Origin of the sequence: Streptomyces mirabilis (assembly GCF_039503195.1) — a bacterium.
Taxonomy (GTDB): Bacteria; Actinomycetota; Actinomycetes; order Streptomycetales; family Streptomycetaceae; genus Streptomyces; species Streptomyces mirabilis_D.
This window is the reverse complement of record NZ_JBCJKP010000001.1, coordinates 10388653-10413905: the sequence shown is the minus strand read 5'-3', so window position 1 is coordinate 10413905 and position 25253 is coordinate 10388653. Positions and strand designations below refer to the sequence as shown.

Below are 25253 nucleotides of genomic sequence, written 5' to 3'. Positions count from 1 at the left end.
GGCCGACCCGGCCCCCGCTCCCCCTCCTCACTCCCACTCGCTCTCCCCTTTCCACTCACCCTGGAGGACCCCATGTCCACCGTCCGAGGCCTGATCGTCAACGGCCAGGAGGTCCCCGCCTCCTCCGGCCGCACGGCATCCGACATCAATCCCTGGACCGGCGCCGTCTGCGCCGAGGTCGCCGCCGGAACCCCCGAGGACATACGCCGAGCCGTGGACGCCGCCGACGCCGCGTTCGAGGCGTGGGCCGCGACCAGGCCCGCCGAGCGGCGTCGGATCTTCCTGCGCGCCGCGCGACTGATGGAGGAGCGTGTCGAGGAGGTCGTCCGGCTGATGGCGGCGGAGGTCGGGGGTGTCGCGACCTGGGCCGGCTTCAACGCCAAGCTGGCCGCCGACATCCTCCTGGAGGCTGCCGCCGCCGTGAGCGGCCCCACCGGGCAGACGCTCGCCACCAACTCCGAGGGCGTCCACTCGGCGCAGGTACGGGTCCCCAAGGGCGTGATCGCCGCGATCTCGCCGTGGAACGCGCCCGTCATCCTCGGCATGCGCGCGGTCGCGATGCCGATCGCGATGGGCAACACCGTGGTAATGAAGCCCAGCGAGGACGCACCGATCGCCTGCGGTCTGCTGATCTCGGACGTCCTGCACGAGGCCGGGCTGCCCGCGGGCGTGCTCAACGTCGTCACCAACGACCGCGCCGACGCCGCCGAGGTGGTCTCCGCGCTGATCGCCGACGACCGGGTACGAATGGTCAACTTCACCGGTTCCACAGAGGTCGGACGCGTCATCGGCGTCCAGGCCGCGCAGTACCTCAAGCCCGCCGTCCTCGAACTCGGCGGCAAGAACGCCCTGCTCGTCCTGGAGGACGCGGACGTCGACCACGCGGTGGACGCCGCCGTCTTCGGCTCCTTCATGAACGCCGGGCAGATCTGCATGTGCGTGGACCGGGTCATCGTGCACCGCGCGGTCGCCGAGGAGTTCACGGCCGGGTTCGCCGCCCGCGTCCGGGCCCTGCCGTACGGGGATCCGGCCGACCCGGGCACGGCGGTCGGCCCCGTGGTCAACCCCGGTGCGGCCCAACGGGTCGCCGCTCTGGTCGCGGACGCCGTGGCCCGGGGAGCACGGCTGGCAGCGGGCACCGGGCAGGTCGAGGAGCCCGGCACGCTCATCCGTCCCGTCGTACTCACCGGCGTCACCAAGGACATGAGGATCTACTACGACGAGATCTTCGGCCCGGCGACCGTGATCCACGTCGTCGACAGCGTCGACGAGGCAGTGACGCTGGCCAACGACACACCGTACGGCCTGACCGCCGGCGTGATCACCGAGAACCTGGCGACCGGTCTGGAGGTCGCCCGCCGTCTGCGTACCGGCATCGTTCACATCAACGACCAGTCGATCGCGGACGAGCCGCAGGCTCCGTTCGGCGGCGTGAAGAGTTCCGGCTACGGGCGCTTCGGCGGGCAGGCGGGCGCCGAGGCCTTCACCGACACCCGCTGGATCACCGCCCAGACCTCCGGCCACGCCCACTACCCGATCTGACATCCGCCGGACGAACCGATGTCCGGGCTCACGGGCCCCGCTCCCCACTCCGGCCCCTTCGACACGCGCATGTCGAAGGGGCCGGAAGTACTTCCCGAAGTATCTACAGCCGTCGGACTACGAGAGCTCAGGCGCGGCGGCGTGATCGGCTGAACCGGCGTACGAGTGGGGTCTCGACCAGGGTGTAGAGCGCCCAGGACAGCAGGACCGTGACGGCGGCCGTGCCGACCAGCATCGCCACGCCTGTCGCGGTGGAGTACATCTGATGGGTGCCGAGGGCCTTGCGGAGCGTGGACAGCGCTGTGTAGTGCAGGAGGTAGAAGGCGAAGGAGATCTCGCCCAGCCAGACCATCGTGCGGCTGCGGAACAAGGTGAAGCGGCCCTCGACGTCCGCGGTGGCCGCGGCCGCGATCAGCAGCGCGATCGGCAGGATCATCGCGGCGCGCTGACCGTAGAGATAGGGCACGTGGAAGGTCAGCACATACCCCCCGACCAGCAGCAGGCTCGACCAGAACATGCCGATGTTCCGCCAGCGCCCGTGCTTCACCGCGAGCGCCACCAGGATGCCGAGGGCGAAGTCGACCATACGGACCGGGGGCAGCACATAGCTGAACCAGTACTGCGAGACCGAGAGGTCCTGGCCGCTGGGCACCCGTGGGGTCTTCGGGAACAGGGCGTACGCCAGCGCGGGGGTCGCCCACACCGCGGCGATCGCTCCGGTGATCCAGTACTTGAGATGACGGGCGTCGATACGCCGGAAGACACTCAGCAGCAGGGGGAAACCCAGGTAGAAGACGGCTTCCACGGCCAGCGACCAACTCGGCGAGTCCACACTGAAGTTGGTGAAGTAGCTGGGCACCCACACCTGGACCATGAACAGGTTGGCGAGGGAGACATGGGTGGAGGTGTAGGAACTCGCGAACAGCAGCATGGCCAGTGCCCAGGCGACCACGTAGTTCGGGTAGATCTTGACGAACCTGCGCCGCCAGAACCCCGTCGTGGTGTCGCCGCGCCGCGCCGACCAGGTCAGTACGAATCCGCTGAGCACGAAGAAGAACGACACGCCGAGGCCGCCGGCCTGCGAGGTCCAGTCGGCCAGGCGGTACTCCGTACGGTCGTCGGACAGCAGCCGCAGCGGGGGTATCGGGAGGAAGGCGTGGTGGGCGAAGACGGCCAGCGCGGCGGGGAACCGCAGGCCGGTGAGGGAGGGCAGCCGGGAGACGCGGGGGCGCTTGGGCTCGGCGGCTTCGCCGCTCTCGTCGGCCGGCGCGGAGCCGGACAGTACTTGCTCGGTGGCCACGGGATTTCCTTTCTCGAGTGTCGTCCTGCAGCGGCCCGCTCTTTGTACAGTCGCGTGCTCGTGGCCCACTCAAGAGTTGTTGTTGGATTGAGCTCGTTCGGGCTGTGGTGAGGTCGACCCAACCGGCCCGACCACGAAGCCTGGTCGTCAGCGTCCGGAGAGGTTCCTGAATGCACTTCACAGCCGATCACATAGCGGAGACCTACCGACTCGGCGCCGGGCCATGGGCGTTGGCGCCCGTCACCCGTGGCGCGTTGGGCCAGATCTGGAGGTTCTCCGGGAACGGCTCCTCATGGGCGGTGAAGGAGCTTCTCTTCGGCTGCGACGAGGAGCAGGTCCGCCGGGAGGCCGGATTACGGCAGGCCGCGGAGGACCTGGGCATCGCGTCACCGCGGCTCTTTCCCAATCGCCACGGTGCGTACGTCTCACACGTCACCGCTTCTTCGGGTTCTTCGGGTTCTTCGGGTTCTTCGGGCGGGTCCTACGTCAAGCTGTACGACTGGATCGACGGCGCCGAGGCCGACGCGTCCGATCCGGGCATCCTGGACTGGTTCGGCCGGACCATGGCGCTTCTCCACACGGCGGGACAGGACGCGAGCGACACGCCGGATTCCTGGTACGAGCGGTCCCCTCAGGACGTCGAGTGGAAGGCCCTGCACAAGCAGGTCCGTCAGGCCGGCCTGCCCTGGGCGGAGGCGCTGGGGCGGTTCATCGGCACCTCCGCGGCAGAGTTGGCGCACTGGGTGACGCCGGCCGACCCCGGCGATCTGGTGACATCCCATCTCGACCTGCAGCCCCAGAACGTTCTGGTCGGCCGGGACGGGCCGGTCCTCCTCGACTGGGACAACGCCGGGGTCACCTCGGCGGAACGCGAGTTCGCGCGCGCCGTGTACGTATGGTCGGGCGGCAATCATGTGGACATCGACTCCGCCCGGCGGCTGGCGCGGGCCTATCGCAGTGCCGGAGGCCGCGCCGCCCTCACGGGCCCTCAGTCGTTCTCGATGCTTTTCGCGACGGCCCTGAATTTCGTCTACGTACAGGCCGAGTGCGCCATCGACCAGACCGTGACCGCCGCGCAGCGCGAGTTCGCAAGCCGGCAGGTCGTCGACTCCTTGCGCGGCATGCCGGACCTGGAGGTCGTGTCCCGGCTGGCAGCTGCGCTCGATGCCGCGCGGTAACCGGGCGTGCCCCTCAGCCAGAAGCCGCCGCAACCCGTACGCGACGGCTCTCGCTGTCGGAGAGGAACGACGCCAGTTCCCGCCCCTGTTCGGCGACGGCGGTGCGCTCGGCCGAAGAGAAGCGGCGCAGTGGCGTGACGTTCACGGTGCCTGCCTCGACGTTCCAGGTCGCGGCGACCCGGCCGTCGACGAGGACGACGCGGGCGCCCGCGACCGACAGCCCGCGGTGGGCGTCGTCGACGATCCGGCCGCGGTCGTGGTAGCCGAGGAGCGCGTTGTCGAACGCCGGCAGGAACCGGACCGGGGCGGGCGTGTCGGGGTCGGGGCGCGGCATTCCGGGGAGGTCCAGCAGTTCCCGGCCTCGCTCGTCGCGGAAGGTGACCAGCTCCTCGCGTATCGCGGACACCGCGGCCGGCAGTCCGGCGAGGCCGCACCAGGCGCGCAGGTCGGCCGAGGCGGCGGGGCCGAACGCGGCCAGATAGCGGCGTACCAGCGCCTGGCCCACGGGGTCGGAGCGGTCCTCGGTCGGCGGGTCGATCTCCCGGCCCAGCCAGGACGAGAGCGGCACGTTGCGCACCCCCGCCTTCGTGCGCCACAGCCCGCGCGGCGGCAGCTGTGCCATCGGGACGAGGGCGGCGATCAGCATCTCCCCCAGGGCCCGGGGTCCCGGTGCCGGCCAGCGCTCGGCGAGCGCCCGCGCGAGCTCGGTCATCGAGCGGGGCTCGTCGTCGGCCATCACCGCCCGGCCCGCCGCCGCGAGCTCGTCCAGGTCGATCCCGTCCAGCTCGCGGCGGTAGGTGCCGAGCACCCGTTGGCGCAGCATGGCGTCGTGGCGGGACCGCCAGGCCAGGGCGTCGTCGGCGCTGAGGAGGTGGACGGTGCGGCGCATGAGATGGGTCCGCACCACACTCCGCCCGGTCAGCAGGTCCGAGAGACCCGCCGGGTCGAACGCCCGCAGCCGGGACCAGAGTCCGACGTAGGGTTCCTGCGGTTCCTGTGCCTGGAGACCGCACAGGTGCGCGACGGCGTCGTGGACCGGTAGGTCGGCGTGATCGAGCAGCAGTTGTCGGGCGAGTGTCGCGCGGTTGAGGGCCCGGGTGTCGAGAACGGTCATCGGGGCACGCCGATGCCGGTCCGCCCCGGTTCGCACATCTTCACGGTCTCGCCGTTCCCTTCGGTTCCGTACAGGTCTTGATCGATTCCGTGCGGGTCACGCGGTCGGGACCGGGCGGCGGGCAGCCGCCGCCCGGTCGAGGTCCGTCACCGGTCAGGTCGACGTCTGCCCGTCGAGCGTCTCGCGCAGGATGTCCGCGTGCCCGGCGTGCTGGGCGGTCTCGGCGATGACGTGCATCAGCACCCGGCGCACGCTGCGCACTGCTCCGGGCTCGTGCCAGGGCGCCTCCGGCAGCGGGTGCGTCGTGGACAGGTCGGGCAGGGAGGCGATGACCTTCTCGCTCCGGGCGGCGACCTGCTCGTAGCGCTCGACGATCCCGGCGAGCGTCTCGCCGGGCAGCATCCGGAAGTCGTTCTGGTGGTCGATCGCCCACTGCGGGAACTCGCGTGCTGTGCCGGCCGTGAGGTCGGCCCAGGTGACACCGTCGGGCAGGTCGTAGCGCATCGCCGACGGGCCGTCGACCGCGAAGCGCATCCATCCCTCCTCGATGGATGCGACGTGCTTGATCAGCCCGCCCAGGCACAGCGCGCTGACCGTCGGGTGCTCGCCGGCCTGTTCGTCGCTGAGCCCGTGCGTCGTGTTGGTCAGGGCGGCTCGCGCGGTCGCGAGCTGGGCGAGCAGGTCGGCCCGCTCGTCGTCGAGTGCGGGGGGCGTGGAGGGCGTGGTGGTGGCGCTCACGGTGATCGGGGCCTTCTCTTCGTTGCTGTTGGCTGGCTGTTCGTTGCTGTTGTCCGGCACGGAAGAACAGTCGCAGGAGAAGCGGTCAGGTTGTGTCCGCTTCTCGGGGCACCATGGAAGTCATGCAGAAGACCTCAGCGCGGCTGCTGTCGCTGCTCTCGCTGCTCCAGGCGCGCCGGGACTGGCCGGGTGCGCTGCTGGCCGACCGTTTGGACGTCAGCCCGCGCACCGTGCGACGCGACGTCGACCGCCTGCGCGAGCTCGGCTACCCCATCGTGGCCGCCAAGGGCCCGGACGGCGGGTACCGACTCGACGCAGGCACACGACTGCCCCCGTTGCTGTTCGACGACGACCAGGCCGTGGCCCTCGCCGTCGCGCTCCAGATCGCCACCACCACCGGTGCCGGTATCGAGGAGGCCGCGGCGCGGGCGCTGAACACCGTCCGACAGGTCATGCCCGCGCGACTGCGTCGCCGCGTCGAAACCTTCCAGGTCACCGCCGTCGAGCGGCCCGTGGCCCGGCCGCAGCCACAGGTCGACAGCAGCGTGCTCATGACGCTCGGCGACGCCGTCCACGCCCGCGAAGTCCTGCGCTTCGACTACACCTCCGAGTCCCCAGCGGGCACCGGCGACCGCGACCCCGCCGGGGCTCCGCCGCGCCGGGTGCAGCCCCACCACCTCGTCACCTGGGGCGGACGCTGGTACCTCGTCGCCTGGGACCTCGACCGCGAGGACTGGCGCACCTTCCGTGCCGACCGGATCAGCCCGCGCACTCCCACGGGCCCCCGTTTCACTCCGCGTGAACTGCCCGGCGGGAACGTGGCCGCCTTCGTGACCAGCAGGTTCCAGGGCTCGGACGGCTCCGACGGCTCCGACGGCTGGCCCTGCCGAGGCGAGGTGATCCTCGACCTCCCCGCCGCCGTCGTCCTGCGCCACACCCGCGAGGGAATCGTCGAGGAGCTCGGCCCGGACCGCTGCCGCCTCGTCCTCGGCTCGTGGTCGTGGCCCGGCCTGGCGGCCACCCTCGGCAGGTTCGACGCCGACATCGAGGTCGTCGGGCCGACCGAACTCAAGGACGCCTTCGCGCACTTGGCCCGCCGCTACGCCGACGCCGCGACCGAGGTACTGACGCGGAAATCCCAATAAGACAAAACCAACTATTTACGTCAAAACGCCATCTAAACGGCACCCGGGGCCGTATCTGATACAAGGCACACCCCAGTGGGAGGAATGCCATGGCCATCTTCAGTGATCTCTTTCCTGCCAGACACGGTGACCACGACCACGGCCACGACCACGGCCACGACCACGGGAGGAACGACCACTCGGGTCACGACGAGCACTCGATGAACAGGCACGAAGGCCGTCACTCCGACTTCGAGGACCGCCGGTCCGGCCACGACTAGTGAAAGCGGGAGCGGACCGGCGTCCGGAGGACCGACCGGAGCTGGTCCGCTTCGTCGTCCGAGCGACGGTCGACGAACGGATGACGGACGACAGACGGATGACGGATGACGGACGCAAGCGATGAGGCGTGTCCCGAGCCAAGTTCTGAAGCGGCTGCTGTTGGTGGGCGAGGAGTCCGCGCCCCTGGTGACGGCCGCGCCGCCGGTGCCACCGCGCGAGGTGTTCCGCCGTTTCTGGCCCTACACCCGCGGCCGACGGCACTGGCTCGTGCCGCTCGTGCTGTTCAGTCTCGCCGGTCCCCTGGTCGACGCGGTCGAACTGTTGCTGTTCAAGGTCGTGGTCGACGACGTGCTCGTCCCGCGGGACCTACGACCGTTCCTCTGGATCGCACCGACCTACCTGGGGCTGGTCGTCGCCTCCGGCGTCCTGGGGTTCGCCGACGACATGACGGCCACATGGGTCGGCGAACGCTTCCTGCTGGCCCTGCGCGCCGACGTGTTCCGGCATGTCCAGCAGCTCTCGCTCGGGTTCTTCGAACGGCGGCGGCTCGGGGACGTACTGTCGCGCGTCACGGGTGACGTCGACGCCGTCGAGACGTTCCTGCTCTCCGGAGTGGCGGACGGCATCTATCACGTGATCCGGCTGGGCGTCTTCCTCGGGCTGCTGTTCTACCTGCGCTGGGACCTGACGCTCCTCTCCCTCGTCATCGTGCCGCTGTTCTGGCGCGCCGCCCGGCACTTCTCCCGGCTGGTCAGGGAGGCGTCCCGGGAGCGCAGGCGCCGCAGTGGCTCCCTGAGCGCCGTCGCCGAGGAGTCGCTGGGGAACGTGGCCCTGGTCCAGGCGTACAACCGGCAGGGCTGGGAGGAGCGCCGCTTCGAGCGCGAGAACGTCGGCAGGTTCCAGGCCTCGATGACCACGGCACGCATCCGTGCCGTCTACCGGCCGGTGGTCGAGCTCATCGAGGTGTCCGGTGGTCTCGCCGTCATGGGCCTGGGCACCTGGAAGCTGGCGCAGGGCCAGCTCACGCTGGGCGGACTGTTGGTCTTCCTGGCCCTGATCGGCAAGCTCTACAGCCCGATCCGCGACCTGTCCCGCCTCGGCAACACCTTCTACGCCGCCTCGGCCTCCGCGGAACGGATCATCGAGTTGCTGGACCAGCGTCCCCAGGTCGTCGAGTCCGCCGACGCCCGCCGGATCGGCCGGGCCCGCGGTGAGGTCGAGTTCGAGAGCGTGTCCTTCCGCTACCCCGGTACGCCGACCCCGGCGCTGTCCGAGGTGTCGTTCCACGTCTCCCCCGGCGAGACCCTGGCGCTGGTGGGCGCGAGCGGCGCCGGCAAGTCCACCGCCGCCAAGCTGCTGTTGCGGTTCTACGACCCCGACCGGGGCGCGGTCCGGCTCGACGGGACCGACCTGCCGGAACTGGCCCTGTCCGACGTGCGGGAGAGCCTCGCGGTGGTCCTGCAGGAGACGCTGGTCTTCCACGGCACTGTGCGGGAGAACATCGCCTACGGCCGACCCGGCGCGACGGACGCGGAGATCGTCGCGGCGGCCCGCGCGGCCGACGCCCACGACTTCATCCGACTGCTGCCCGACGGCTACGACACCATGGTCGGCCAGCGCGGCCGGACGCTGTCCGGCGGACAGCGCCAGCGCCTCGCGATCGCCCGCGCGATGATCAGGGACGCGCCCGTGCTGCTGCTGGACGAACCGACCACCGGCCTCGACGCCCGATCGGGCCAGCGCGTCATGGACCCGCTGCGTCGCCTGATGACCGGGCGGACCACCGTCGTCATCTCGCACAACCTCCTCACCGTCCGCGACGCCACGCGGATCGTCGTACTCGACCACGGGCGGGTCCTGGAGACCGGGACCCACGACGACCTGCTCGCGCGCGGCGGTGCGTACGCCGGTCTCCACCGGTTGCACGCCGTGCCCGGTCCCGTCCGGGCGGGCGGCCCGCTGCCGGGGACGGTGCCGTCGTGACCGGGACGCGCACCCGGGTACGGGCGCCCACGGCCGGGGGCCCGGCCCCACCCCTGGCCCCGGGCACCCGTCCCGCGCCGGGCTACGAGATCCTGCGACACCTCACGCGCACGGGATGGCTGGACCTGTACGACACGTGGAGCGAGGAGCGGGCCTGCCGGTGTGTCGTCAAGGTCGTACGTCCGGACCGCCGCGACAAGGCTGTGCCGCGGGCCCGGCTGCTGCGGGAGGGCCGGTGGCTGTGCGCCTTCAGCCATCCGCACCTGGTCCGCGCGTACGAGACCCTGGAGTGGCCGGAGCCGCTCGTCGTCCTGGAGACGCTGACCGGGGAGACGCTGTCCCATCTCGTCCACCGCCTGCGGCGGCGAGCGGCGGCCGGCGACGTGGCCCTCCTCGGCGTGCAGTTGTGTTCCGCGGTCCACTACCTGCATGGCCGGGGCCTGCTGCACCTGGACCTCAAGCCGTCCAACGTGGTGGTGGACTGCGGCCATGCGAAAGTGCTCGACCTCAGTGTGGCGCGGCCGCCGGGGCGCGCCCCGGCCGACTTGGGCACGTTCCGCTACCGCGCGCCGGAGCAGGCCCGCGGCGGCCCGCTGACGGCCGCCGCCGACGTCTGGGGCATCGGCATCACGTTGTACGAGGTGGCGAGCGGCGACACGCCGTTCGACCCGCGCAGGACCGCGGAAAGTACGGCCGACGGAGATCACCACCGGTGTCCGCGGCCGGGGGTGAGCGCACCGCCGGTCGGCGCGCGGCGCCGGCTGCCCCGCGCGCTCGCGGCGGCCATCGACGGCTGCCTGGACATGGACCCGTCGGCCCGGCCGACGGTCACCGAACTGGCCGCGTCGCTCGGCACGATCCTCCCGGCGTACGGCCCTCGTATGCCCTCCTCCGGAAACCCGGGAGCCGGGGACGTCGCTACGTTTCCCCGCCCGACGTGAAGTGGGTGGTGGCGAGCACGGTGCCGTCGGGCGACGTCAAGCGGGCGCCGGACACGGACGCGGGGTCGACGGGGGTCGGGCCGCCCCAGAACCCGCGGCCCTGGTGCAGGGTGAAGGTGCCCGTCCGGACCGTGCCGCCGTCGCGCCGCTCCAGCAGGCAGGAGACCATGCCGCTGTACGAGGCATGCGTGCCGGTGAGGTCGATCGTCATGTAGATCCAGCCCGGGGAGCCGGTGTGGGCGTACACCTCGCCGGCCGACTGCCTGGGGGCCGCGACCGAGGTCAGATCGCCATGCAGCAGGTCGGCCACGCCGGCGGACCGGGGGGCACCGGCCACCACGTTCTCGATCGCCGTTCCGGCCACCCAGCCACCGAAGCCGACGGCGAGGACGAGTGCGGCCACCGCGGAGGTGAGCCGGAGCCGAAGCCGGCCACCGAAGCCCCTGCGCCAGGCGCCCGGAACGCGGGCGCGCGCCCTGCCGTCCTGGGCCGGCGTCCCCTGGGTCAGCGCCTGCGCCACCCGGGTCTCGAAGCCGACCGGCGGCTCGCAGCCCGGCAGCAGTCCGATCAGCCCGTCGCCGACGAGGGTCAGCTGTTCGACGTACTCGCGGCAGTCCGCGCATCGGTCGAGGTGGGCGACCGCTGCGGCCCGCTCACGGCCCGGCAGTATGCCGAGGGCGAGTTCGGCGCCGATCTCCCGCAGCTTCTCGCAGGTCATGTCATTGGACATGGTCGCCTCGCTTCGGGGACGCGAGCGTGGTGCGCAACTTCGCCATCGCGGTCCTGATGCGCGTCTTCGCGGTGCCCAGGGGGATGTTCTCCCAGTCGGCAACCTGCTGGGCCGTCATGCCGTAGATGCTCGCCATCACCAGCGCGCGGCCCTGTTCGCGGGGCAGCGCCGCCATCGCCGCCCGCAGCCGGGAGGACGCCTCGTCGGCCAGGACGTGCTGTTCGGGGGTGTCACTGACGACTCCCAGGATCACGTCGAGGTCCTCGGGCGCCACCGGTTCCGGTCGCCGCGCGCGGACGGCGTCGATGGCGAGGTTGTGTGCGATGGTCGTCAGCCAGGTCTTCACCGAGCCGCGCCGCGAGTCGTAGATCTGGGCATGTCGCCAGGCACGTTCGAAGGTCTGCTGGGCGATGTCCTCGGCGAGTTGTGTGTCCCCGGTGACGGCGACGGCGACACCGAAGACCGTGTGCTGGAACCTCCGTACGAAGGTGACGGCCAGCTCCGGGTCGCCGGTGGCCAGCCCGGACAGCAGAGCCTCGTCCGGGAGACGGCCCACGGGGAACCGGAATCTCGACATACCCATATATACGGTCCGCCCTCGCCAGGAGATTGCCCGGCCCTCACGGAACCCCACTCTCGGATTCTCCCGCGTTTCCGCCTGCGCGGCACGGGCAGCGGCCCGACGTGCCGCTTTCCGGGCGTGTGGGGTTCCGAGCGTGTGGCGTTCCGGGGTGACCGATACGGTCACCGATGGGCACCGGGGCGAGGCAGAGGTCGCGCTCCACTCAGGGTGACGACGTGGGACCCCGTCGACCGTTCAGTGGCCGGACGGAGGCTCGAAGCACCCGGTCTCCGGATACGGGCCGTTGGTCGTCACCTCGTAGTGGGACTTCTGGACGAACGCCGTGACGCAGACAAGGGCCAGACCCGTCATCGTCGGGCTGCCGGGGCGGCCGGATCGCGAAAGAGGCATGTGACTCTGCCATGCCGGGGAGGGCCATGTCCGCCGCGTAGTCGACGCGGGCGCGGTGGTCCGCCTCGGTGATTTCGGGGTGCACAGGGGGCGTCCGGGGCGCGCGCCAGAGTTGGACCAGGTGGCGCTCCCCGTGGTCCCCGATGCCGGGTTCGGGGTCGTCGGTGTGGCAGTACAGGCGCATCCGCACCCAGTCGGTGCCGTCCGGCGAGGGCGGGAGGTGGAGGGGAGGTTCCCCTTCCGGCCATGCGTCGAGGATGTCGCCCTGTTCGAGGGTCGCGAGGCAGAGAGTGGGGAGGTCGGCCCACAGGCTGATCTCCTCGGCGGCCTCCCACTCGGCGCCGGATTCGGGTGCCGGCGGGGCGTTGTGGACCTGGACGGTCAGCTGGAGGGGGCCGGTGTCGGTGGTGGTGAGGACGACGGCGCCGGCGTCGGTGGCCGGACCGCAGCGCCAGCCGAAGGGCATCTCCCGCGGGTACTCGTAGTCGTCGGTGAACCCGATCAGGTAGCCGTTCTCGCCGAGGTCGACCGTGAACGAGGACGCATGGACCAGCATGAGGATGTCGCTCCCTTCACTGACACAGACTTCTACGGGACGAGCGGGCCGAGTCGACCGCCGGCCGTGCGACACCGGGCCCGACGCCCTCGGTCGAGGTGGCCTCCTGTGCGCACCGACCGTGACGGTACCGCTCACGCCGGTAACAGCGGTCATGGGCACGGCAGTTGATATGCGAAGCTGTCGTCAGCCGCTCACGGGCAAAGTGGCCGGGGCAGTCGTCGAGAGGAGCGCAGCGTGAGTCAGAACGGCTTCCGCACCGGGGAGATAGACACGAGCAGGCCACACCCTGCGCGGATCTACGACTACCTGCTGGGCGGCAAGGACAACTACGAGGTCGACCAACAGGCCGGCGACCAACTCGCCTCCGCGGCACCCGAGGTGCGGATCGGCGTGAAGGCCAACCGCGCCTTCCTGCAACGCGCGGTCCGTTACGTCGTCAGCAGCGGCGTCCGTCAGATCCTCGACGTCGGCACCGGGCTGCCCACCGCCCCGAACGTGCACGAGACCGCGCATGAGGTGGCCCCGGACGTGCGCGTCGCGTACGTCGACAACGATCCGATCGTGAAGGCACACGCCGACGCACTGCTCAGCCGCTCCGGTGCGACCAGCATCGTGCTCGCCGACCTGCGTGATCCACGGGCGGTCATCGACCACCCCGACGTCCGCCGAGTCATCGACTTCGACCAGCCGGTCGCCCTGCTCCTCGTCGCCATCCTCCACTTCATCACCGACGCGGAGAAGCCCGATCAGGTCGTCGCCGGCCTTCGCGACGCGCTGCCGGCCGGCAGCTTCCTCGTGCTCTCGCACGCCACGGGCGACTTCGCCGACCGCAGCGAGGCGCAGGCTGTCTACAACAACGCCACCGCCACGTTGAACCTGCGGACCCGCGCCGAGGTGGAGCGGTTCTTCGGCGGCTTCGAACTGGTCGAGCCCGGCCTGGCCCAGGTCCCGTTCTGGCGCCCGGACGCCCCGCCGCCGGCACGATCCGGCGAGATCGGCTTCTACGGGGGCGTGGCTCGCAAGATCGGCTGAACCGGCCTCTCCGGCCGAGGAGGCGGCCAGGCGCCCGTCCGGGCAGGACACAACACCGGGGCAGGCCGACTGACGACCAACTGGTCCTGCTGGCGGGCGAGTTGGATGCCGGCCTGGGCGCGCACGGCTGAGGTGAGGATCAGTGCTGGGCGCCGGCGCGGATCGCGGAGGTGATCCACCGCCGGTTCGGGGTGGACTGCGCGCCGACCGGGGTGGATCGAATCTCATCCGCGCTCGCGGAGGTACGCCTCCAGCTCGGCGGCCCCGGCCAGCATCGCGCGCGCGGGCGGACAGCCGACCGTGTCAGTCGCGCAGGGTGGCCTCCAGCGGCCCCGGCCCACCGGCCGCCCGCACCTGGGCGATCAGCGGGGCGATCTGCTCCACCAGGTAGCCGCCCCGCCTGAGTTGATGTGCCATACCGGCGTCCCGCATGTCGGCCTCGTCGTAGACGCGGTAGCCGGTCCGCGGGTCGCGGCGCGGATGTACCAGCCCGGCGCGCTCCCACTTGCGCAGCGTCGCGGGTCGGATGCCTAGCTCCCCTGCCTGCCAGCGGCCCGATGAACCTGCCGGCAGGCCCGGACACCACGTTGGGCTCGGACGCCGCAGTGGGCTCCAAGCCGCGGAGGGCGCGCTCCACGGCCTGGAGGGTCCGCCGGTCGTCGAGGAGCTGCGCGTGACTCTCGTCGACGAGGCGCGGCGCCTCGTCGACCGCGCCCTGGTTCACCGCCCGCATGATCGACGTCGCCGTCTGGTGGCCGTGGCCGGGCACCACGGCGAGGAACGCGCGCAGGGCCCCCGCGTGCAGCGAGGTACAGGTGCGATAGCCGTGGGGTGTGCGGCCGGCGGCCGGAAGGATGCCGGCCTCTTCGTAGTTCCTGACCGCCTGGGTGGACAGACGGTGCCCGCGTGCCAGATCAATCGGCCTGAGCCGCTCACCGTTTTGAAGGTTTCGCCCCGAGAGACGGACGATATCGCGGGAAAGTTTCCATCGAGGTTCAACGATACCGTTGAAGGCATGGCGACTGACATCAACGACATCACCCATGCCGTCGAGGCCGCCGCCGTCATGAGGCTGCTCCCGGCCCGGCCTCGGCTGCTCGCCCTGGGCGAGCCCACCCACGGCGAGGACACTCTGCTCGACCTGCGCAACGAACTCTTCCGGCAGCTCGTCGAACAGGAGGGCTACCGGACGATCGCGATCGAGAGCGACTGCGTGATGGGCCTGGTCGTGGACGACTACGTCACTTCGGGCACAGGCACTCTCGAGGAGGTCATGGAGCACGGATTCAGCCACAGCTGGGGCACCTTCGCGGCCAACCGCGAACTCGTGCGCTGGATGCGGGCCTACAACGACGGCCGGCCCGCGCCGGAACGGCTCCGCTTCGCCGGTTTCGACGGCCCGCTGGAGATCACCGGCGCCGCGAGCCCCCGGCAGGCCCTCACCGCACTCCACGGCTACCTCTCGGCCCGGGTGGACGCGGACCTGCTCCCCTGCACCGAGGACACGCTCGACCGCCTGCTCGGCACCGACGACCGATGGACCGACCCCGCCGCGATGATGGACCCGGCCCAGTCCGTGGGACAGTCGGCCGAGGCCGGCCGACTGCGGCTGCTCGCCGACGATCTGGTGGCGCTGCTCGACACGCAGACGCCGCACCTGATCAGGGCGACCCCGCGGGACGACTGGGACCGGGCGCGCCTGTACGGGCGCACCGCCATCGGCCTGCTGCGCTACCACGACTGGATGGCCCACTCCTCACCGAGCCGTATGACCCGGCTGGTGGGCCTGCGGGACCAGATGATGGCCCACAACCTCCTCGCCCTCGCTGAACGGGGCCCGGCATTCATCCACGCCCACAACGGCCATCTCCAGCGGGCCAAGTCCACGATGCGGATGGGTGGGATGCCTCTGGAGTGGTGGAGCGCCGGTGCGCTGGTGAGCGCCCAACTCGGCGAGGAGTACGCCTTCGTGGCCACGGCCCTCGGCACGATCCGGCACCAGGGAGTGGACACCCCGCCGCCGGACACCGTCGAAGGACTCCTGTACGCGCTCCCGGAGGACCGCTGCGTCATCGACGCCCCGCGGCTGGCCACCGCCCTCGGCGACACGCCGCCCGTGCCCCGCGTGTCCCCCTGGTGCGGCTACTCCCCGCTGGACCCGGCCCACTTGGCGGGCAGCGACGGGCTCGTGTTCGTCAAGGACGTCCCACAGATCCGCTCCGGCACGTAGGTGCGCGGAAAGTCACGCTCGCGGCGCATGGGGCTCATGGGGGGGCTCATGGCGAGGATGAGCCGGCACGGCGCGACGAGGCCCGTCGTGATCCACATGGCGGGCCGGTACCCGATCGCGTCGCCCAGCACGCCGCCGAGCAAGGATCCGACGGGGATGGTGCTGTGATTGATCATCATGGTCGTCGCCACGACCCGGCCGAGCAGGTGCGGTGGGCAGTAGGTCTGCCGGACGCTGCCGACCACGATGTTGGCCACGGAGATGCCGATTCCGACGAAGAAGCCGCCTGTCGCGAACAGCAGTAGCTCCGGCCCCACCGTGGTCAGCGGCACCAGCAGCGCGAACGGCGCGGTGGCGGCCTGCAGGAGAAGCAGCTCGCGCACGGTACCGAACCGCCGACTGAACCCGTTGGCCAGCAGCGCGCCCACGATGCCACTGGCACTGCCGTTGGTCAGCAACAGCCCGACCATGGCCGGATTCAGTCCGACGGGCCGTCGAGCACGATCGGGATGTACGAGTGGTAATTCTGCCGCCGCCTTAAGGAAGTCGAAACGGTGCGACCTGCTAGGAGTTGTCGTCAAATGTCACGCCCACATCAGGAGCGAGGCGAGGGTGACGGCTGCTTGGTAGGACTCGGCGGTCTTGTCGTAGCGGGTCGCGATGCCGCGCCATTGCTTGAGGCGGTTGAAGCAGCGTTCCACGACGTTGCGCCGCTTGTAGACCTGCTTGTCGAAGGCCGGCGGACGCCCGCCCCGGCTGCCGCGCCGGAGCCGGTTGCGGACTTGGTCCGCCCGCTCGGGGATGGTGTGCGGGATGTCTCGGTGTCGCAGCCAGGTCCGTATCGCGCGGGAGCTGTAGCCCTTGTCGCCGAGGACGTGGGCGGGCCGCACCCGGGGCCGTCCCGGCCCGGGACGGGGCACCCGGATCGCTTCCATCACGGCGGTGAACTGCGTGCAGTCGTTGGTGTTCCCGCCCGTGAGGGTGAAGGCCAGCGGGCGGCCGAGCCCATCGCAGGCAAGGTGGATCTTGCTGGTCAGACCACCCCGCGAGCGTCCGAGTGCCGGCGGGCAGAGCCCCCCTTTCGATGTCCCCGGCCGCGTCCGCCTTGGCCTGCGCGGCTCGCAGCATCCGCTCGAAGGTGCCGTCCTTGGCCCACCGGCGGAAACGGGTGTGCAGCGTGGCCCACGATCCGTACCGCTCGGGCACATCCCGCCAGGCCGTGCCGGTGCGGAACTTCCACACGATCCCGTTGAGGACCCTTCGGTCGTCCAACCGCTTGCGGCCCCGCAAGGACGCGGGCAGCAACGGCCGGACGAACTCCCACTCGGCATCGGACAGTTCATGACGACGTATCACCCGACCATGATCCACCACTCAAGATCATCATTTGACGACAGGGCCTAGGACGGGTTGCAGAGGCAGGGCGCGGCCGAGCAAGGACACAGGGTCATCGCGGCCATCGCCTGCGGCGAGATCCCGACCGAACCGAGCGAGTACGCCGCGCTCACGAAAGAGCTCGACGCATGACCGACAACGACGAGAGGCTGAAGCCCCCCACCCGCCGTCGCCCGGCCGGCGGTCGTGTCCTCGGCGGCAGCAAGGCCGCGAGTGCTCCTCCGCCGCCCGCCGAGCTCACCCGCGAGCAGATATCGGCCGAACAGGCAGCCGAGCAGCCCCCGAGCGCTGCCCCCGCCGAGACCGAAGCGCACCCCGCGGCCGCCGCCGCTCCCCACGAGCGGCAGGCGCCGGCCCAGGCCAGGCCTTCAGTCGCGCCTCGCACCTCCCCGACACCGCCCCCACAGCAGGCCGGGTTGGCCGTAGACGACGCTCCTGACTCTCATGAGCAGTCAGCACAGGTCCACGCCGAGTCCTCGCCTGCATTTCCAGCCGCACCGGCCGTGGCCCCGCGGCCGACATCGGAAGCCGCACAAAGCACCCCGGCGCCGGAGGCCGCCCTTCCAGGAGAGCCGGCCCAGCGGAACTCCTCACCGAGCTAGCGCATTCCAGCCACCGCCAGTGACCCCATGGTGTCCGCCCGCCGGTACTTTTCTGCAGCGTTCGATACAGCAGCATGCCATCCGGCAGCTCCACTGAAACGACGCCTGCAAGGGTGATGAGGATGCTGCCGCAGTTCTGGCCACGGACGCGTCGGAGCCGGGCGGGAAAGGTATCCGAGCCGGTAGAGGTTTTCTCGGTTCTGGCTCATTCCCCTCCCCGGAGACGGCACTCCCTCCCCTGGCCATCGCATCCGGAGAACGAGGCCTCCGCCTCACCTGCAAAAGGGCCGAGCGGTCCGACTCCGCCCCACCGGCGTAGGGGAGGGCCGTCACGACAGCGCTTGGACCTCAGCACGCCAGCGGGCCCTTGTCAGCGGCGAAGACAAATGCAAGACCACCGCCACTGTGTCGCTGACGATCAGTGAGGCGGAGTGTGAACATCTGGCTCCGGACGGTCAGGGGGCGGTGACGCAGGGACGGCATCGCCTTTTCCGTCCGCCAGGCTGCGTTCCTGGCGGAGGACGTCGAGGACGACCGAGCCGTCGACGGTCTCGCGGGCGACCAGCTGTTCGGCCAGGCGTTCCAGGGCGGCCCGGTGATCGCGGAGCAGCGCGATCGCGCGCTGTTCGGCCTGGCGCAGCAGTCGGGCGACCTCCTCGTCGACGATGCGCTGGGTCTGCTCCGAGTACGGTGGCCGGCCGGGCTCCTCGGTGGCCTCACCGAGGAAGTTCGCGTGGACGGAGGCGTAGCCGATCGGACCGAGTTCGGAGGAGAGACCGAACTCGCGAACCATGCGGGTGGCGATCTGGGTGGCTCCGGCCAGGTCGTTGGCGGCTCCCGTCGACCCCTCGCTGAAGACGACGAGCTCGGCCGCGCGCCCGCCCAGACGTACCGCCAGAAGGTCGGTCAGGTAACTCTCGCTGTACAAGTGGCGTTCGGCTTCGGGAAGTTGTTCGGTGACGCCGAGGGTGACGCCGGCCGGAAGGATGGTGACCTTCGCCACCGGGTCGGCATGCTCGCACAGTGCCGCGACCAGGGCGTGGCCCGATTCGTGCACAGCAACCGAGCGGCGCTCTTCGGGCAGCAGCGCGTTGGAAGATTCCCGGCGTCCGAGCAGCACCCGGTCGCGGGCGGCGTCCAGGTCATGCCGTTCGATCCGGGTGCGGTTGCCCCGTACGGCGTTGATGGCGCCCTCGTTGACGAGGTTGGCGAGATCGGCGCCGGAGAACCCGGGCGTGGCGCGCGCCACGGCATCCAGGTCGACGTCCGGAGCAAGGTTCTTGTCCTGGGCGTGGACGGCGAGGATCGCGGCCCGCTCGGCCTGGTTGGGCAGGGGCACGGTGACCTGGCGGTCGAAGCGCCCGGGGCGCAGCAGGGCCGGGTCGAGGGCGTCGGGCCGGTTGGTGGCGGCGAGGACGACGATGCCGCTGGACTGGTCGAAACCGTCCATCTCGGACAGCAGCTGGTTGAGGGTCTGCTCACGCTCGTCGTTGCCGCCCAGCCGGGCTCCGCCGGCGCGACGTGACCCGAGTGCGTCGATCTCGTCGATGAAGATGATCGACGGGGCGCGTTTACGGGCTTCGCCGAACAGGTCGCGCACCCGGGAGGCGCCGACCCCGACGAACATCTCCACGAACGCGGAGCCGGTCACCGACAGGAACGGTACCTCCGCCTCGCCAGCGACCGCCCGCGCGAAGAGCGTCTTGCCGGTACCGGGCGGCCCCACCATGATCACGCCGCGGGGTCCCTTGGCACCTGCGGCGGTGTAGCGGGCGGGATTGCGCAGGTAGTCGACGACCTCGCTGATCTCCTGCTTGACCCCGTCGTACCCGGCGATGTCGTCGAAGCCGGTGGTGGGTCGCTCCGCCTCGATGATCTTCGCCCGCGAGCGTCCGATGGCGCTCAACCCGCCGGTCACCGACCCCGCGGCCCGGCGCCCCATCCACACGAAGAAGCCGATCAGCACCAGGAACGGCAGGAACGAGAAGAGCACGGACCACCACGCCGAGCCGCCGCCACTGCCGCTCTGGCTGGCTCTGATCTGCACGTGGTGCGATGTCAACTGTGACTGGAGCTGGGCCCCGCTGCCCAGCGCGGTGGGGATCTGGGTGGTGAACTTCGTCCCGTCCTTGAGGGCGCCGCTGACCGCGCCTTTGTCGTTGATGTCGACCATCTGCACCTGGCTGGCGCCGACCTTGCCGACGAAGTCGCTGTAGGACAGTGATGTCGTGTGTGGCTCGGACCTGGCGCGAGAAAGCAGCAGGACGATGAGGACCGTCATCAGGATCCACCAGAACATCCAACGCCCACCGAACGGCTGCGGTTGCCGGGACGGGGGCGAGGGCCGTTCGGGCGGCGGTCCCGGCTTGGCGGGCGGCGTCCGATGCCGGTGCGGCATCCGCACTCGTGTGATCACCGATCCCACGCCCTTCGGTCGGAACTGGACCCGGACCCCATCTACCAGCCTCAACCCGGCCGTTCCTGGGCGGGAGGGGTCGAAAGGCCCCGATAGGGCTATCCGATCAGGTCCCGCCGGGGCTCGCAATCGGCCACAAGCCGGCGACCAGGAGCGACGAACGGGCGTGCCTCGTCGCCGTCGATCAACGAAGCTCACCCCGTGTGCAACTGGTCGGGAAGATCAGGAACTTGAGGGCGAGGAATATCAGAACTATCCCGAACGCGCACTGAAGTACAAGATCGGGCAAACATCCGGCAACATCGGCACCCACGCCTGCTTCCGGCGCGAGCCCTGCCGCAAGACCGATCGCGTAATAGATCTTGATCTGGTGCCCGTGGGTGTACTCGAATGTGCCGAGCAGTCCGAGCGGCATCAGCAGTGCGGCGGGCAAGGTCCCGCCGGCTTCCTGGGCGGTCAACCCGAGCACGACCAGAACCGGAACGAGGACAACACCGCCACCGATGCCACCGAGCCCCGACAGCACCCGGCGGCCGTCCCGATCGCCAGTCCGATCAGGACCGCCGTCATGGGGCTTCTTTCCATCCCGGCTCCTGAGCTGCGAGGGATTGCTCAGGCCATGAACGCCACCGCCATATTGGGGGAGGCCACGGAGCGCCGCGCCGTGGCGCACGACCCACGGCCTTCCGGCACCCCCGCTCCTTCGCCCGTTTTCCTTCAGGTGGGGATCTTCGGCCACCCCCGTCTGGGTCCGCCGTCACCTCGACGGCAGCACGAGCGTGCACGTCTCTCCGGGAGCGATGCTGACGGCCCGGTCGGCCAGCACCACGCGGATCGGTGACTCCTCCGAGTCCGGTACGCCGATGCGCAGCTGTCCGCTCTGCAGCCGTACGCTGACACCCCAGTGGCCGCGGTAGCGCAGCGAGAACCCGTATTCGGACAGTGCCGGAAGCGGTACTGGGTCCACCCACAGGGCGTCCTCGCGTGTCTCCAGTCCGGTCAGGCCTCGCTGGACGAGGTCGAGGGTGCCCGCCATGGCGCCTAGGTGGATGCCTTCGCCGGTCGTGCCTCCCTGGATGTCGGCGATGTCTGCTTCCAGGGCCTCCTGGACGTACCGCCACGCCTCGGCCCGTCTGACCCGGGCGAGGACCCAGCCGTGGACGAGTTCGCTGAGGGTGGAGCCGTGGCTGGTGCGCTGGAGGTAGTAGTCGACGGTCTTTCGCCAGATCTCGTCGTCCAGGCGGTAGCCGAGACGCCGGAACAGCTGCTGCAGTTCCGCGGGTGAGAAGAGGTAGCCGAGCATGAGGACGTCGGCCTGCTTCGAGGCTTTGTAGCGGTTGACCGTGTCGCCCTCGGCCTCCAGGATCCGGTCCAGCCGCCGGATGTCGTCGTACCGCGCGCGGTAGGCGTCCCAGTCCAGCTCAGCGAGGTCGTCGTAGCCCTCGAACTGGCTGATGACGCCTTGATGGTGCGGCACCCGCAACCGCCTGGAGACCTCTTCCCACTCCGGGAGTTCCTGGTCGTCCAACTGCACACGCTGGAAAAGTTCCTCGCGACGCCATGCGGGAAGGCGTCGCAGAAGGTCCAGGGCACGGCTGAGGACCCAGGCGGCGGTGACATTGGTGTACGTGTTGTCGTCCAGTCCGGGCTGTGCGCTGCCCGGGTAGCTGTCGTGGTACTCGTCGGGTCCGACGACGCCGCGGATGCGGTAGCGGCCCGACTCGGAGTCGAGGACCGCGATGTCCGCCAGGAAGCGGGCGATCTGCAGCAGCATCTCCGCGCCCTTGGTGTGCAGGAACTCGGTGTCGCCGGTGGCCTCGCAGTACTGCCACACGTTGTACGCGATGGCCGAGCCGACGTGGTGCTGGAGCCGGGAGTGATCCGGCAGCCATCGGCCGGAGCGGGGGTTGAGGTGGAGCTGCTGGGTTTCCTCTCGGCCGTCACTGCCGCTCTGCCACGGGTACATCGCCCCCGCCTTGCCGACAGCGGCGGCCGCCCTGCATGCCTGGGGCAGGCGCCGGTGACGGTAGTTCAGCAGGGCCCGCGAGACCTCGGGCAAGTGCAGGTTCAGATACGGCAGCACGAACAGCTCGTCCCAGAAGACGTGGCCTCGGTACGCCTCGCCGTGCAGCCCTCGGGCCGGCACGCCCACGTCGAGATCTGCGGTGTGCGGTGACAGTGTCTGCAGGACATGGAACAGATGCAGGCGCAGGATGCGACCGGCCTGGCCGGGCACCTGGATCTCGGTGCGCCGCCACAGCTGCTCCCACGCGGCGACATGGGAGTTCCGCAGGGCTGGGAAGCCTGGGGCCGCGGATAGCTGGTCGACCGCGGCCCCGAGTGGGTCGCTGATCGCCCTGTCGCGTGAGGTGTGCAGCGCCAACGTCTTCTCCACGCAGACGGGCCGACCTCGGGAGATCGGTATCAGCAGGCGGTGGACGGCGCGGTGCGGGGTGGAGCGCACCGCCGAGGAGACCGGCGGCTGTCCGGTGACGACTGTCCTGGCCGCCATGGCGACGGCGATGTCGGAGGTGCTGGTGCGACAGTGCAGCCACACCATGTCCGGCTCCTGCGCCCCGGTCCGTATGTGGGCCAGATGCCTACGGTTGAGAGACCGGTAACGGCGTACGTTGCTGTTGATCACGCCACCGTCGAGGGCGGCCTCGACGTCGATCTCTCCCGACCAGTCCTCGGCCGTGAAAACGGTCCGCAGCACGGCCAGGTGAGGATCCCCCATGTGCACCAGGCGGATCTGCTCCACACCCAGTACGCCGGCGTCGTCGTCCCGATAGCGAAAGGTGCGGGTCAACGTGGAGCGGCGCAGATCCAGGGTGTGCCGGTAGTCCAGGAAAGCGCTGGCGTTCGGGGAGAACCATTGGCCCCACCGTCCCTGGGCGCGGCGGCAGCGGAAGCGCAGGAGTAGCCAGTTCGGAAGGTTGACCAGGTCCTCGTTCACCACCTGTCGCCCCGCCACGGTCGACTCCAGACGGTTGTAGCACCCGGCCACGTAGGTTCCCGGGCAGTGCACCAGGCCCGCTCTGCACTCCGGGACCGCGCCACGGGTGGCGAAGTAACCGTTGCCGAGCGTGCACAACGCTTCGCGCAACCGCTCGGTGGAGGGGTCGTAGCCCTCGTACTCCCACGTCCAATCCGACATCCGCCGCCCTCACTCCCCTGCCTTCAGACTCGCTGAGGGATGACGGCGATCGGGCACGGGGAGTGATGCAGCAGGGCGTGGGCGGCCCTGCCGAGTTGCAGATCGAAGTGGCCGTGCCTCCTCAGAGCGCCGACGACGATCAGATCGGCTTCGGCCGATGACCCCAGCAGAACCTTGTGAGCGGGGTCCTCGACCAGCTGGCCCTTCACCTCGAGGTTGCGAAGCCCGGCGCGTTCCACGCGGGAGGCGATGATGTGCTCCGCCGTGACCGCTTCGGCGGGACGACCCACGCTGAAGGAGGGGAGGGCTCCCTCGTAACGCTCCCACAGAGAGGCATGGACGAGGCGAAGCGGCAGCCCGTGGCGTACTGCTTCGTCCACGGCCCGGTCCACCGCCTGCAGACTGGAAACCGATCCGTCGACGCCCACGACCAGCGGGGATTCCATCGCCCCCACCGCCTTCCTGTGCGGCCACCGTGAGCCCCCTATGACTACCGTCGCACCGCCCAGGTGTCGCCGCGACATGCGGACCGGCCCTCGGGGCGGATCTTCCGCCCGGGTTGCACCGCGCCGGATTGCGGCGATGGTGAAGTCGTACCCGGGCAGAAGAGGGCGAGGGCCGTTGCGCACGTCTCGGACATGGAGGAGGCGATCTGAAGTGCCGGAGACCCCGCACATCGTGAGTGATGTGATGACCGTGACGGTGGTGGCCGTCGGACGCGACGCGCCGTTCAAGGAGATCGTCGAGACCATGGAGCAATGGAAGGTCAGCGCCCTGCCGGTCCTGGAGGGCGAGGGGCACGTCATCGGCGTGGTCTCCGTGGTCTCCGAAGCCGACCTGCTGCCCAAAGAGGAGAACGCCTCACCGGTGCGTCCGAGGATCCGGCCGGACCGGCAAGCGCACGGTGACAGGTCCGCCGACGGCGGACGCCGATGGCGCGGGGCAGTCAGGGCTGGATGTCGAGGACATCCTGCACGGGGCGGCGTGGTGTGGTGGGGCCTTCGGGGCCGTATCCGAGTCGCAGCACCATCTGTGCGCAGCCGGTGCCCGATATCGGGTCCCGCAGTGGCCAGCGCAGGTCCGTCCATTCCAGGGCCTGGGTGGCGAACGAGCTGGAAAGGCCTTCGAGGGTGGCCAGCAGTAGCACGTGTTCCATGGCCTGGCCAGCACGCAGCCAGTCCTCCGGCCGGTCACGAGGTGTGCTGAGCAGGGCCAGGTGAGGAGAGCGTTCGAAATCGGTCGCGCCGCGGCCCTCCACCGGCCTTGTGCCGGCGAAGTCGCGCATCGGGGCCCTGCCACCGCGCTTGCTCGGGCCGAAGGCGTACCTGGGGATCCCGTCAGGGGCCGCGTCCACCGATGGAACGTCCACGTCCGGGGCGTCGATACGGGTCCAGGCGGCCAGATCCTCGTCGCTGCCCTCGTCGGTCCTGTTGCGTGCCTCGGCCTCCTCGAACAACTCCAGCACCTCCTGCAGGTGCCATCCGGTGGGGAAGGACAGCGATGCTCCCTGAAGTTGGGCCGCATCGCACAGAGCCCTCTGCACGGTCTCGGGTATCTCCCTTTCCTCGAACGGGAAGCGGCTGGTGTGCCGCTGGTGAATCGCCGGATACAGGGGAGCGAGGTTGTGCTCGCCGCTTCCGAGGTCCGTCAGCCGCACGGTGGCGATCAAGGCCAGGTCGGCGGGGTCGGGCAGGAGCCGGGTCGCCGGGTACCAGCCCGCGTGGAACACCGCGACCCGCAGGTTCAGCAGGGCGGCGCCGCAGCCGATGTTGAGGGCACGGGTGTCGGGATCGGTGTGCGGCATGACGCGGTCGAAATCGGCACGGACGTGGAAGGTGCGGCTGCCCTGGAAGTAACGGAAGCGCCACGGCTGCGCGTTGTGCATCGACGGGGCAGCGGCGGCGTCGTGGACCAGGGCCGTCACGCGCTCTTCGGGGAGTGGCTGTTGGCGCACCGG

Annotated in this window: 20 protein-coding genes and 3 pseudogenes; 9 read left to right on the top strand and 14 right to left on the bottom strand. The window is 70.3% G+C overall.

Features of this window, described 5'->3' with window-relative positions:
* Nucleotides 1–72 precede the first annotated feature (72 nt).
* Nucleotides 73–1542: an aldehyde dehydrogenase family protein gene (locus AAFF41_RS47435; protein ID WP_319749781.1), complete on the top strand. Its 1470-nt coding sequence runs from the start codon at nucleotides 73–75 to the stop codon at nucleotides 1540–1542.
* A gap of 127 nt (nucleotides 1543–1669) precedes the next feature.
* Here the strand turns inward: AAFF41_RS47435 and AAFF41_RS47430 are convergent, their stop codons facing one another.
* On the bottom strand, nucleotides 1670–2842 hold the full coding sequence (locus tag AAFF41_RS47430; RefSeq protein ID WP_319749782.1) for an acyltransferase family protein: 1173 nt from the start codon (nucleotides 2840–2842) through the stop codon (nucleotides 1670–1672).
* Between the two features lie 170 nt (nucleotides 2843–3012).
* Here AAFF41_RS47430 and AAFF41_RS47425 point away from each other — a divergent pair, with 170 nt between their 5' ends.
* The gene (locus AAFF41_RS47425) at nucleotides 3013–4020 is read left to right on the top strand and encodes a phosphotransferase (RefSeq protein WP_343326019.1); all 1008 of its coding nucleotides are present in this window, start codon (nucleotides 3013–3015) and stop codon (nucleotides 4018–4020) included.
* 13 nt (nucleotides 4021–4033) lie between these two features.
* Here the strand turns inward: AAFF41_RS47425 and AAFF41_RS47420 are convergent, their stop codons facing one another.
* Together AAFF41_RS47420 and AAFF41_RS47415 are read right to left on the bottom strand one after the other, a co-directional pair.
* A complete protein-coding gene (locus tag AAFF41_RS47420) occupies nucleotides 4034–5134 on the bottom strand; it encodes a winged helix DNA-binding domain-containing protein (RefSeq protein WP_343326018.1) in 1101 nt (366 codons plus the stop codon).
* A gap of 153 nt (nucleotides 5135–5287) precedes the next feature.
* On the bottom strand, nucleotides 5288–5872 hold the full coding sequence (locus AAFF41_RS47415) for a DinB family protein (protein WP_319749969.1): 585 nt from the start codon (nucleotides 5870–5872) through the stop codon (nucleotides 5288–5290).
* A 122-nt stretch (nucleotides 5873–5994) separates the two neighbouring features.
* Here AAFF41_RS47415 and AAFF41_RS47410 point away from each other — a divergent pair, with 122 nt between their 5' ends.
* From AAFF41_RS47410 to AAFF41_RS47395, 4 genes are all read left to right on the top strand, one after another.
* Nucleotides 5995–7017 carry a helix-turn-helix transcriptional regulator gene (locus AAFF41_RS47410; RefSeq protein ID WP_343326017.1) on the top strand — a complete coding sequence of 341 codons (1023 nt, stop codon included), beginning with the start codon at nucleotides 5995–5997 and terminating at the stop codon, nucleotides 7015–7017.
* 89 nt (nucleotides 7018–7106) lie between these two features.
* Nucleotides 7107–7277, top strand: a complete 171-nt coding sequence (locus tag AAFF41_RS47405) for a hypothetical protein (RefSeq protein ID WP_319749786.1) — start codon at nucleotides 7107–7109, stop codon at nucleotides 7275–7277.
* Nucleotides 7278–7398: 121 nt separating this feature from the next.
* Nucleotides 7399–9261, top strand: a complete 1863-nt coding sequence (locus AAFF41_RS47400; protein ID WP_319749787.1) for an ABC transporter ATP-binding protein — start codon at nucleotides 7399–7401, stop codon at nucleotides 9259–9261.
* Entirely contained in the window at nucleotides 9258–10202 is a 945-nt protein-coding gene (locus AAFF41_RS47395; RefSeq protein WP_343326016.1) for a serine/threonine-protein kinase, read from the top strand. Before AAFF41_RS47400 ends, AAFF41_RS47395 begins: the two co-directional genes overlap by 4 nt.
* On the opposite strand, the gene AAFF41_RS47390 is transcribed toward AAFF41_RS47395, so the two are convergent.
* From AAFF41_RS47390 to AAFF41_RS47380, 3 genes are all read right to left on the bottom strand, one after another.
* Nucleotides 10180–10932, bottom strand: a complete 753-nt coding sequence (locus AAFF41_RS47390; protein WP_319749789.1) for a hypothetical protein — start codon at nucleotides 10930–10932, stop codon at nucleotides 10180–10182. The two genes, AAFF41_RS47395 and AAFF41_RS47390, sit on opposite strands and share 23 nt — an antisense overlap.
* On the bottom strand, nucleotides 10922–11509 hold the full coding sequence (locus AAFF41_RS47385; RefSeq protein WP_319749790.1) for an RNA polymerase sigma factor: 588 nt from the start codon (nucleotides 11507–11509) through the stop codon (nucleotides 10922–10924). Before AAFF41_RS47385 ends, AAFF41_RS47390 begins: the two co-directional genes overlap by 11 nt.
* A 208-nt stretch (nucleotides 11510–11717) precedes the next feature.
* Nucleotides 11718–12461 carry a hypothetical protein gene (locus tag AAFF41_RS47380; protein WP_343326015.1) on the bottom strand — a complete coding sequence of 248 codons (744 nt, stop codon included), beginning with the start codon at nucleotides 12459–12461 and terminating at the stop codon, nucleotides 11718–11720.
* A 237-nt stretch (nucleotides 12462–12698) separates the two neighbouring features.
* Here AAFF41_RS47380 and AAFF41_RS47375 point away from each other — a divergent pair, with 237 nt between their 5' ends.
* Nucleotides 12699–13496 carry an SAM-dependent methyltransferase gene (locus AAFF41_RS47375; protein WP_343326014.1) on the top strand — a complete coding sequence of 266 codons (798 nt, stop codon included), beginning with the start codon at nucleotides 12699–12701 and terminating at the stop codon, nucleotides 13494–13496.
* Between the two features lie 224 nt (nucleotides 13497–13720).
* Here AAFF41_RS47375 and AAFF41_RS47370 read toward each other — a convergent pair.
* Nucleotides 13721–14466: pseudogene (locus AAFF41_RS47370) on the bottom strand (TioE family transcriptional regulator).
* Between the two features lie 45 nt (nucleotides 14467–14511).
* Between AAFF41_RS47370 and AAFF41_RS47365 the strand changes: the two are divergent.
* Entirely contained in the window at nucleotides 14512–15726 is a 1215-nt protein-coding gene (locus tag AAFF41_RS47365) for an erythromycin esterase family protein (RefSeq protein ID WP_319749793.1), read from the top strand.
* On the opposite strand, the gene AAFF41_RS47360 is transcribed toward AAFF41_RS47365, so the two are convergent.
* The 6 genes and pseudogenes from AAFF41_RS47360 to AAFF41_RS47335 all read right to left on the bottom strand — a co-directional run bounded on the left by AAFF41_RS47360 (nucleotide 15639) and on the right by AAFF41_RS47335 (nucleotide 23742).
* A complete protein-coding gene (locus AAFF41_RS47360) occupies nucleotides 15639–16307 on the bottom strand; it encodes an MFS transporter (protein WP_425526211.1) in 669 nt (222 codons plus the stop codon). The genes AAFF41_RS47365 and AAFF41_RS47360 overlap by 88 nt on opposite strands.
* Nucleotides 16308–16310: 3 nt before the next feature.
* Nucleotides 16311–17079, bottom strand: a pseudogene (locus AAFF41_RS47355) (IS5 family transposase).
* Nucleotides 17080–18141: 1062 nt separating this feature from the next.
* Nucleotides 18142–20022 carry an ATP-dependent zinc metalloprotease FtsH gene (gene ftsH / locus AAFF41_RS47350; RefSeq protein WP_343326013.1) on the bottom strand — a complete coding sequence of 627 codons (1881 nt, stop codon included), beginning with the start codon at nucleotides 20020–20022 and terminating at the stop codon, nucleotides 18142–18144.
* 301 nt (nucleotides 20023–20323) lie between these two features.
* Nucleotides 20324–20878 carry a TSUP family transporter gene (locus AAFF41_RS47345; RefSeq protein ID WP_343326012.1) on the bottom strand — a complete coding sequence of 185 codons (555 nt, stop codon included), beginning with the start codon at nucleotides 20876–20878 and terminating at the stop codon, nucleotides 20324–20326.
* An 18-nt stretch (nucleotides 20879–20896) separates the two neighbouring features.
* Nucleotides 20897–23296, bottom strand: coding sequence for a glycoside hydrolase family 65 protein (locus AAFF41_RS47340; RefSeq protein WP_319749797.1), 2400 nt, complete (start codon nucleotides 23294–23296; stop codon nucleotides 20897–20899).
* A gap of 23 nt (nucleotides 23297–23319) precedes the next feature.
* On the bottom strand, nucleotides 23320–23742 hold the full coding sequence (locus AAFF41_RS47335; protein ID WP_343326011.1) for a universal stress protein: 423 nt from the start codon (nucleotides 23740–23742) through the stop codon (nucleotides 23320–23322).
* A gap of 211 nt (nucleotides 23743–23953) precedes the next feature.
* On the opposite strand from AAFF41_RS47335, the pseudogene AAFF41_RS47330 reads away from it, so the two are divergent.
* Nucleotides 23954–24151 (top strand): annotated as a pseudogene (locus tag AAFF41_RS47330) (CBS domain-containing protein); the annotation flags it as partial.
* 91 nt (nucleotides 24152–24242) lie between these two features.
* On the opposite strand, the gene AAFF41_RS47325 reads toward AAFF41_RS47330, so the two are convergent.
* Nucleotides 24243–25250 (bottom strand): Acg family FMN-binding oxidoreductase, encoded by a 1008-nt coding sequence (locus tag AAFF41_RS47325; protein WP_319749799.1) that lies wholly within the window; start codon nucleotides 25248–25250, stop codon nucleotides 24243–24245.
* Nucleotides 25251–25253 lie beyond the last annotated feature (3 nt).

Excerpts from the sequence above, each read along its gene's own strand:
- AAFF41_RS47385 (WP_319749790.1), bottom strand. The coding sequence starts at position 11,509 with ATGTCGAGATTCCGGTTCCCCGTGGGCCGTCTCCCGGACGAGGCTCTG.
- AAFF41_RS47390 (WP_319749789.1), bottom strand. The coding sequence starts at position 10,932 with ATGTCCAATGACATGACCTGCGAGAAGCTGCGGGAGATCGGCGCCGAA.
- AAFF41_RS47425 (WP_343326019.1), top strand. The coding sequence starts at position 3,013 with ATGCACTTCACAGCCGATCACATAGCGGAGACCTACCGACTCGGCGCC.
- AAFF41_RS47420 (WP_343326018.1), bottom strand. The coding sequence starts at position 5,134 with ATGACCGTTCTCGACACCCGGGCCCTCAACCGCGCGACACTCGCCCGA.
- AAFF41_RS47340 (WP_319749797.1), bottom strand. The coding sequence starts at position 23,296 with ATGTCGGATTGGACGTGGGAGTACGAGGGCTACGACCCCTCCACCGAG.
- AAFF41_RS47400 (WP_319749787.1), top strand. The coding sequence starts at position 7,399 with ATGAGGCGTGTCCCGAGCCAAGTTCTGAAGCGGCTGCTGTTGGTGGGC.
- ftsH (WP_343326013.1), bottom strand. The coding sequence starts at position 20,022 with ATGTTCTGGTGGATCCTGATGACGGTCCTCATCGTCCTGCTGCTTTCT.
- AAFF41_RS47365 (WP_319749793.1), top strand. The coding sequence starts at position 14,512 with ATGGCGACTGACATCAACGACATCACCCATGCCGTCGAGGCCGCCGCC.
- AAFF41_RS47380 (WP_343326015.1), bottom strand. The coding sequence starts at position 12,461 with ATGCTGGTCCATGCGTCCTCGTTCACGGTCGACCTCGGCGAGAACGGC.
- AAFF41_RS47410 (WP_343326017.1), top strand. The coding sequence starts at position 5,995 with ATGCAGAAGACCTCAGCGCGGCTGCTGTCGCTGCTCTCGCTGCTCCAG.
- AAFF41_RS47405 (WP_319749786.1), top strand. The coding sequence starts at position 7,107 with ATGGCCATCTTCAGTGATCTCTTTCCTGCCAGACACGGTGACCACGAC.
- AAFF41_RS47435 (WP_319749781.1), top strand. The coding sequence starts at position 73 with ATGTCCACCGTCCGAGGCCTGATCGTCAACGGCCAGGAGGTCCCCGCC.
- AAFF41_RS47335 (WP_343326011.1), bottom strand. The coding sequence starts at position 23,742 with ATGGAATCCCCGCTGGTCGTGGGCGTCGACGGATCGGTTTCCAGTCTG.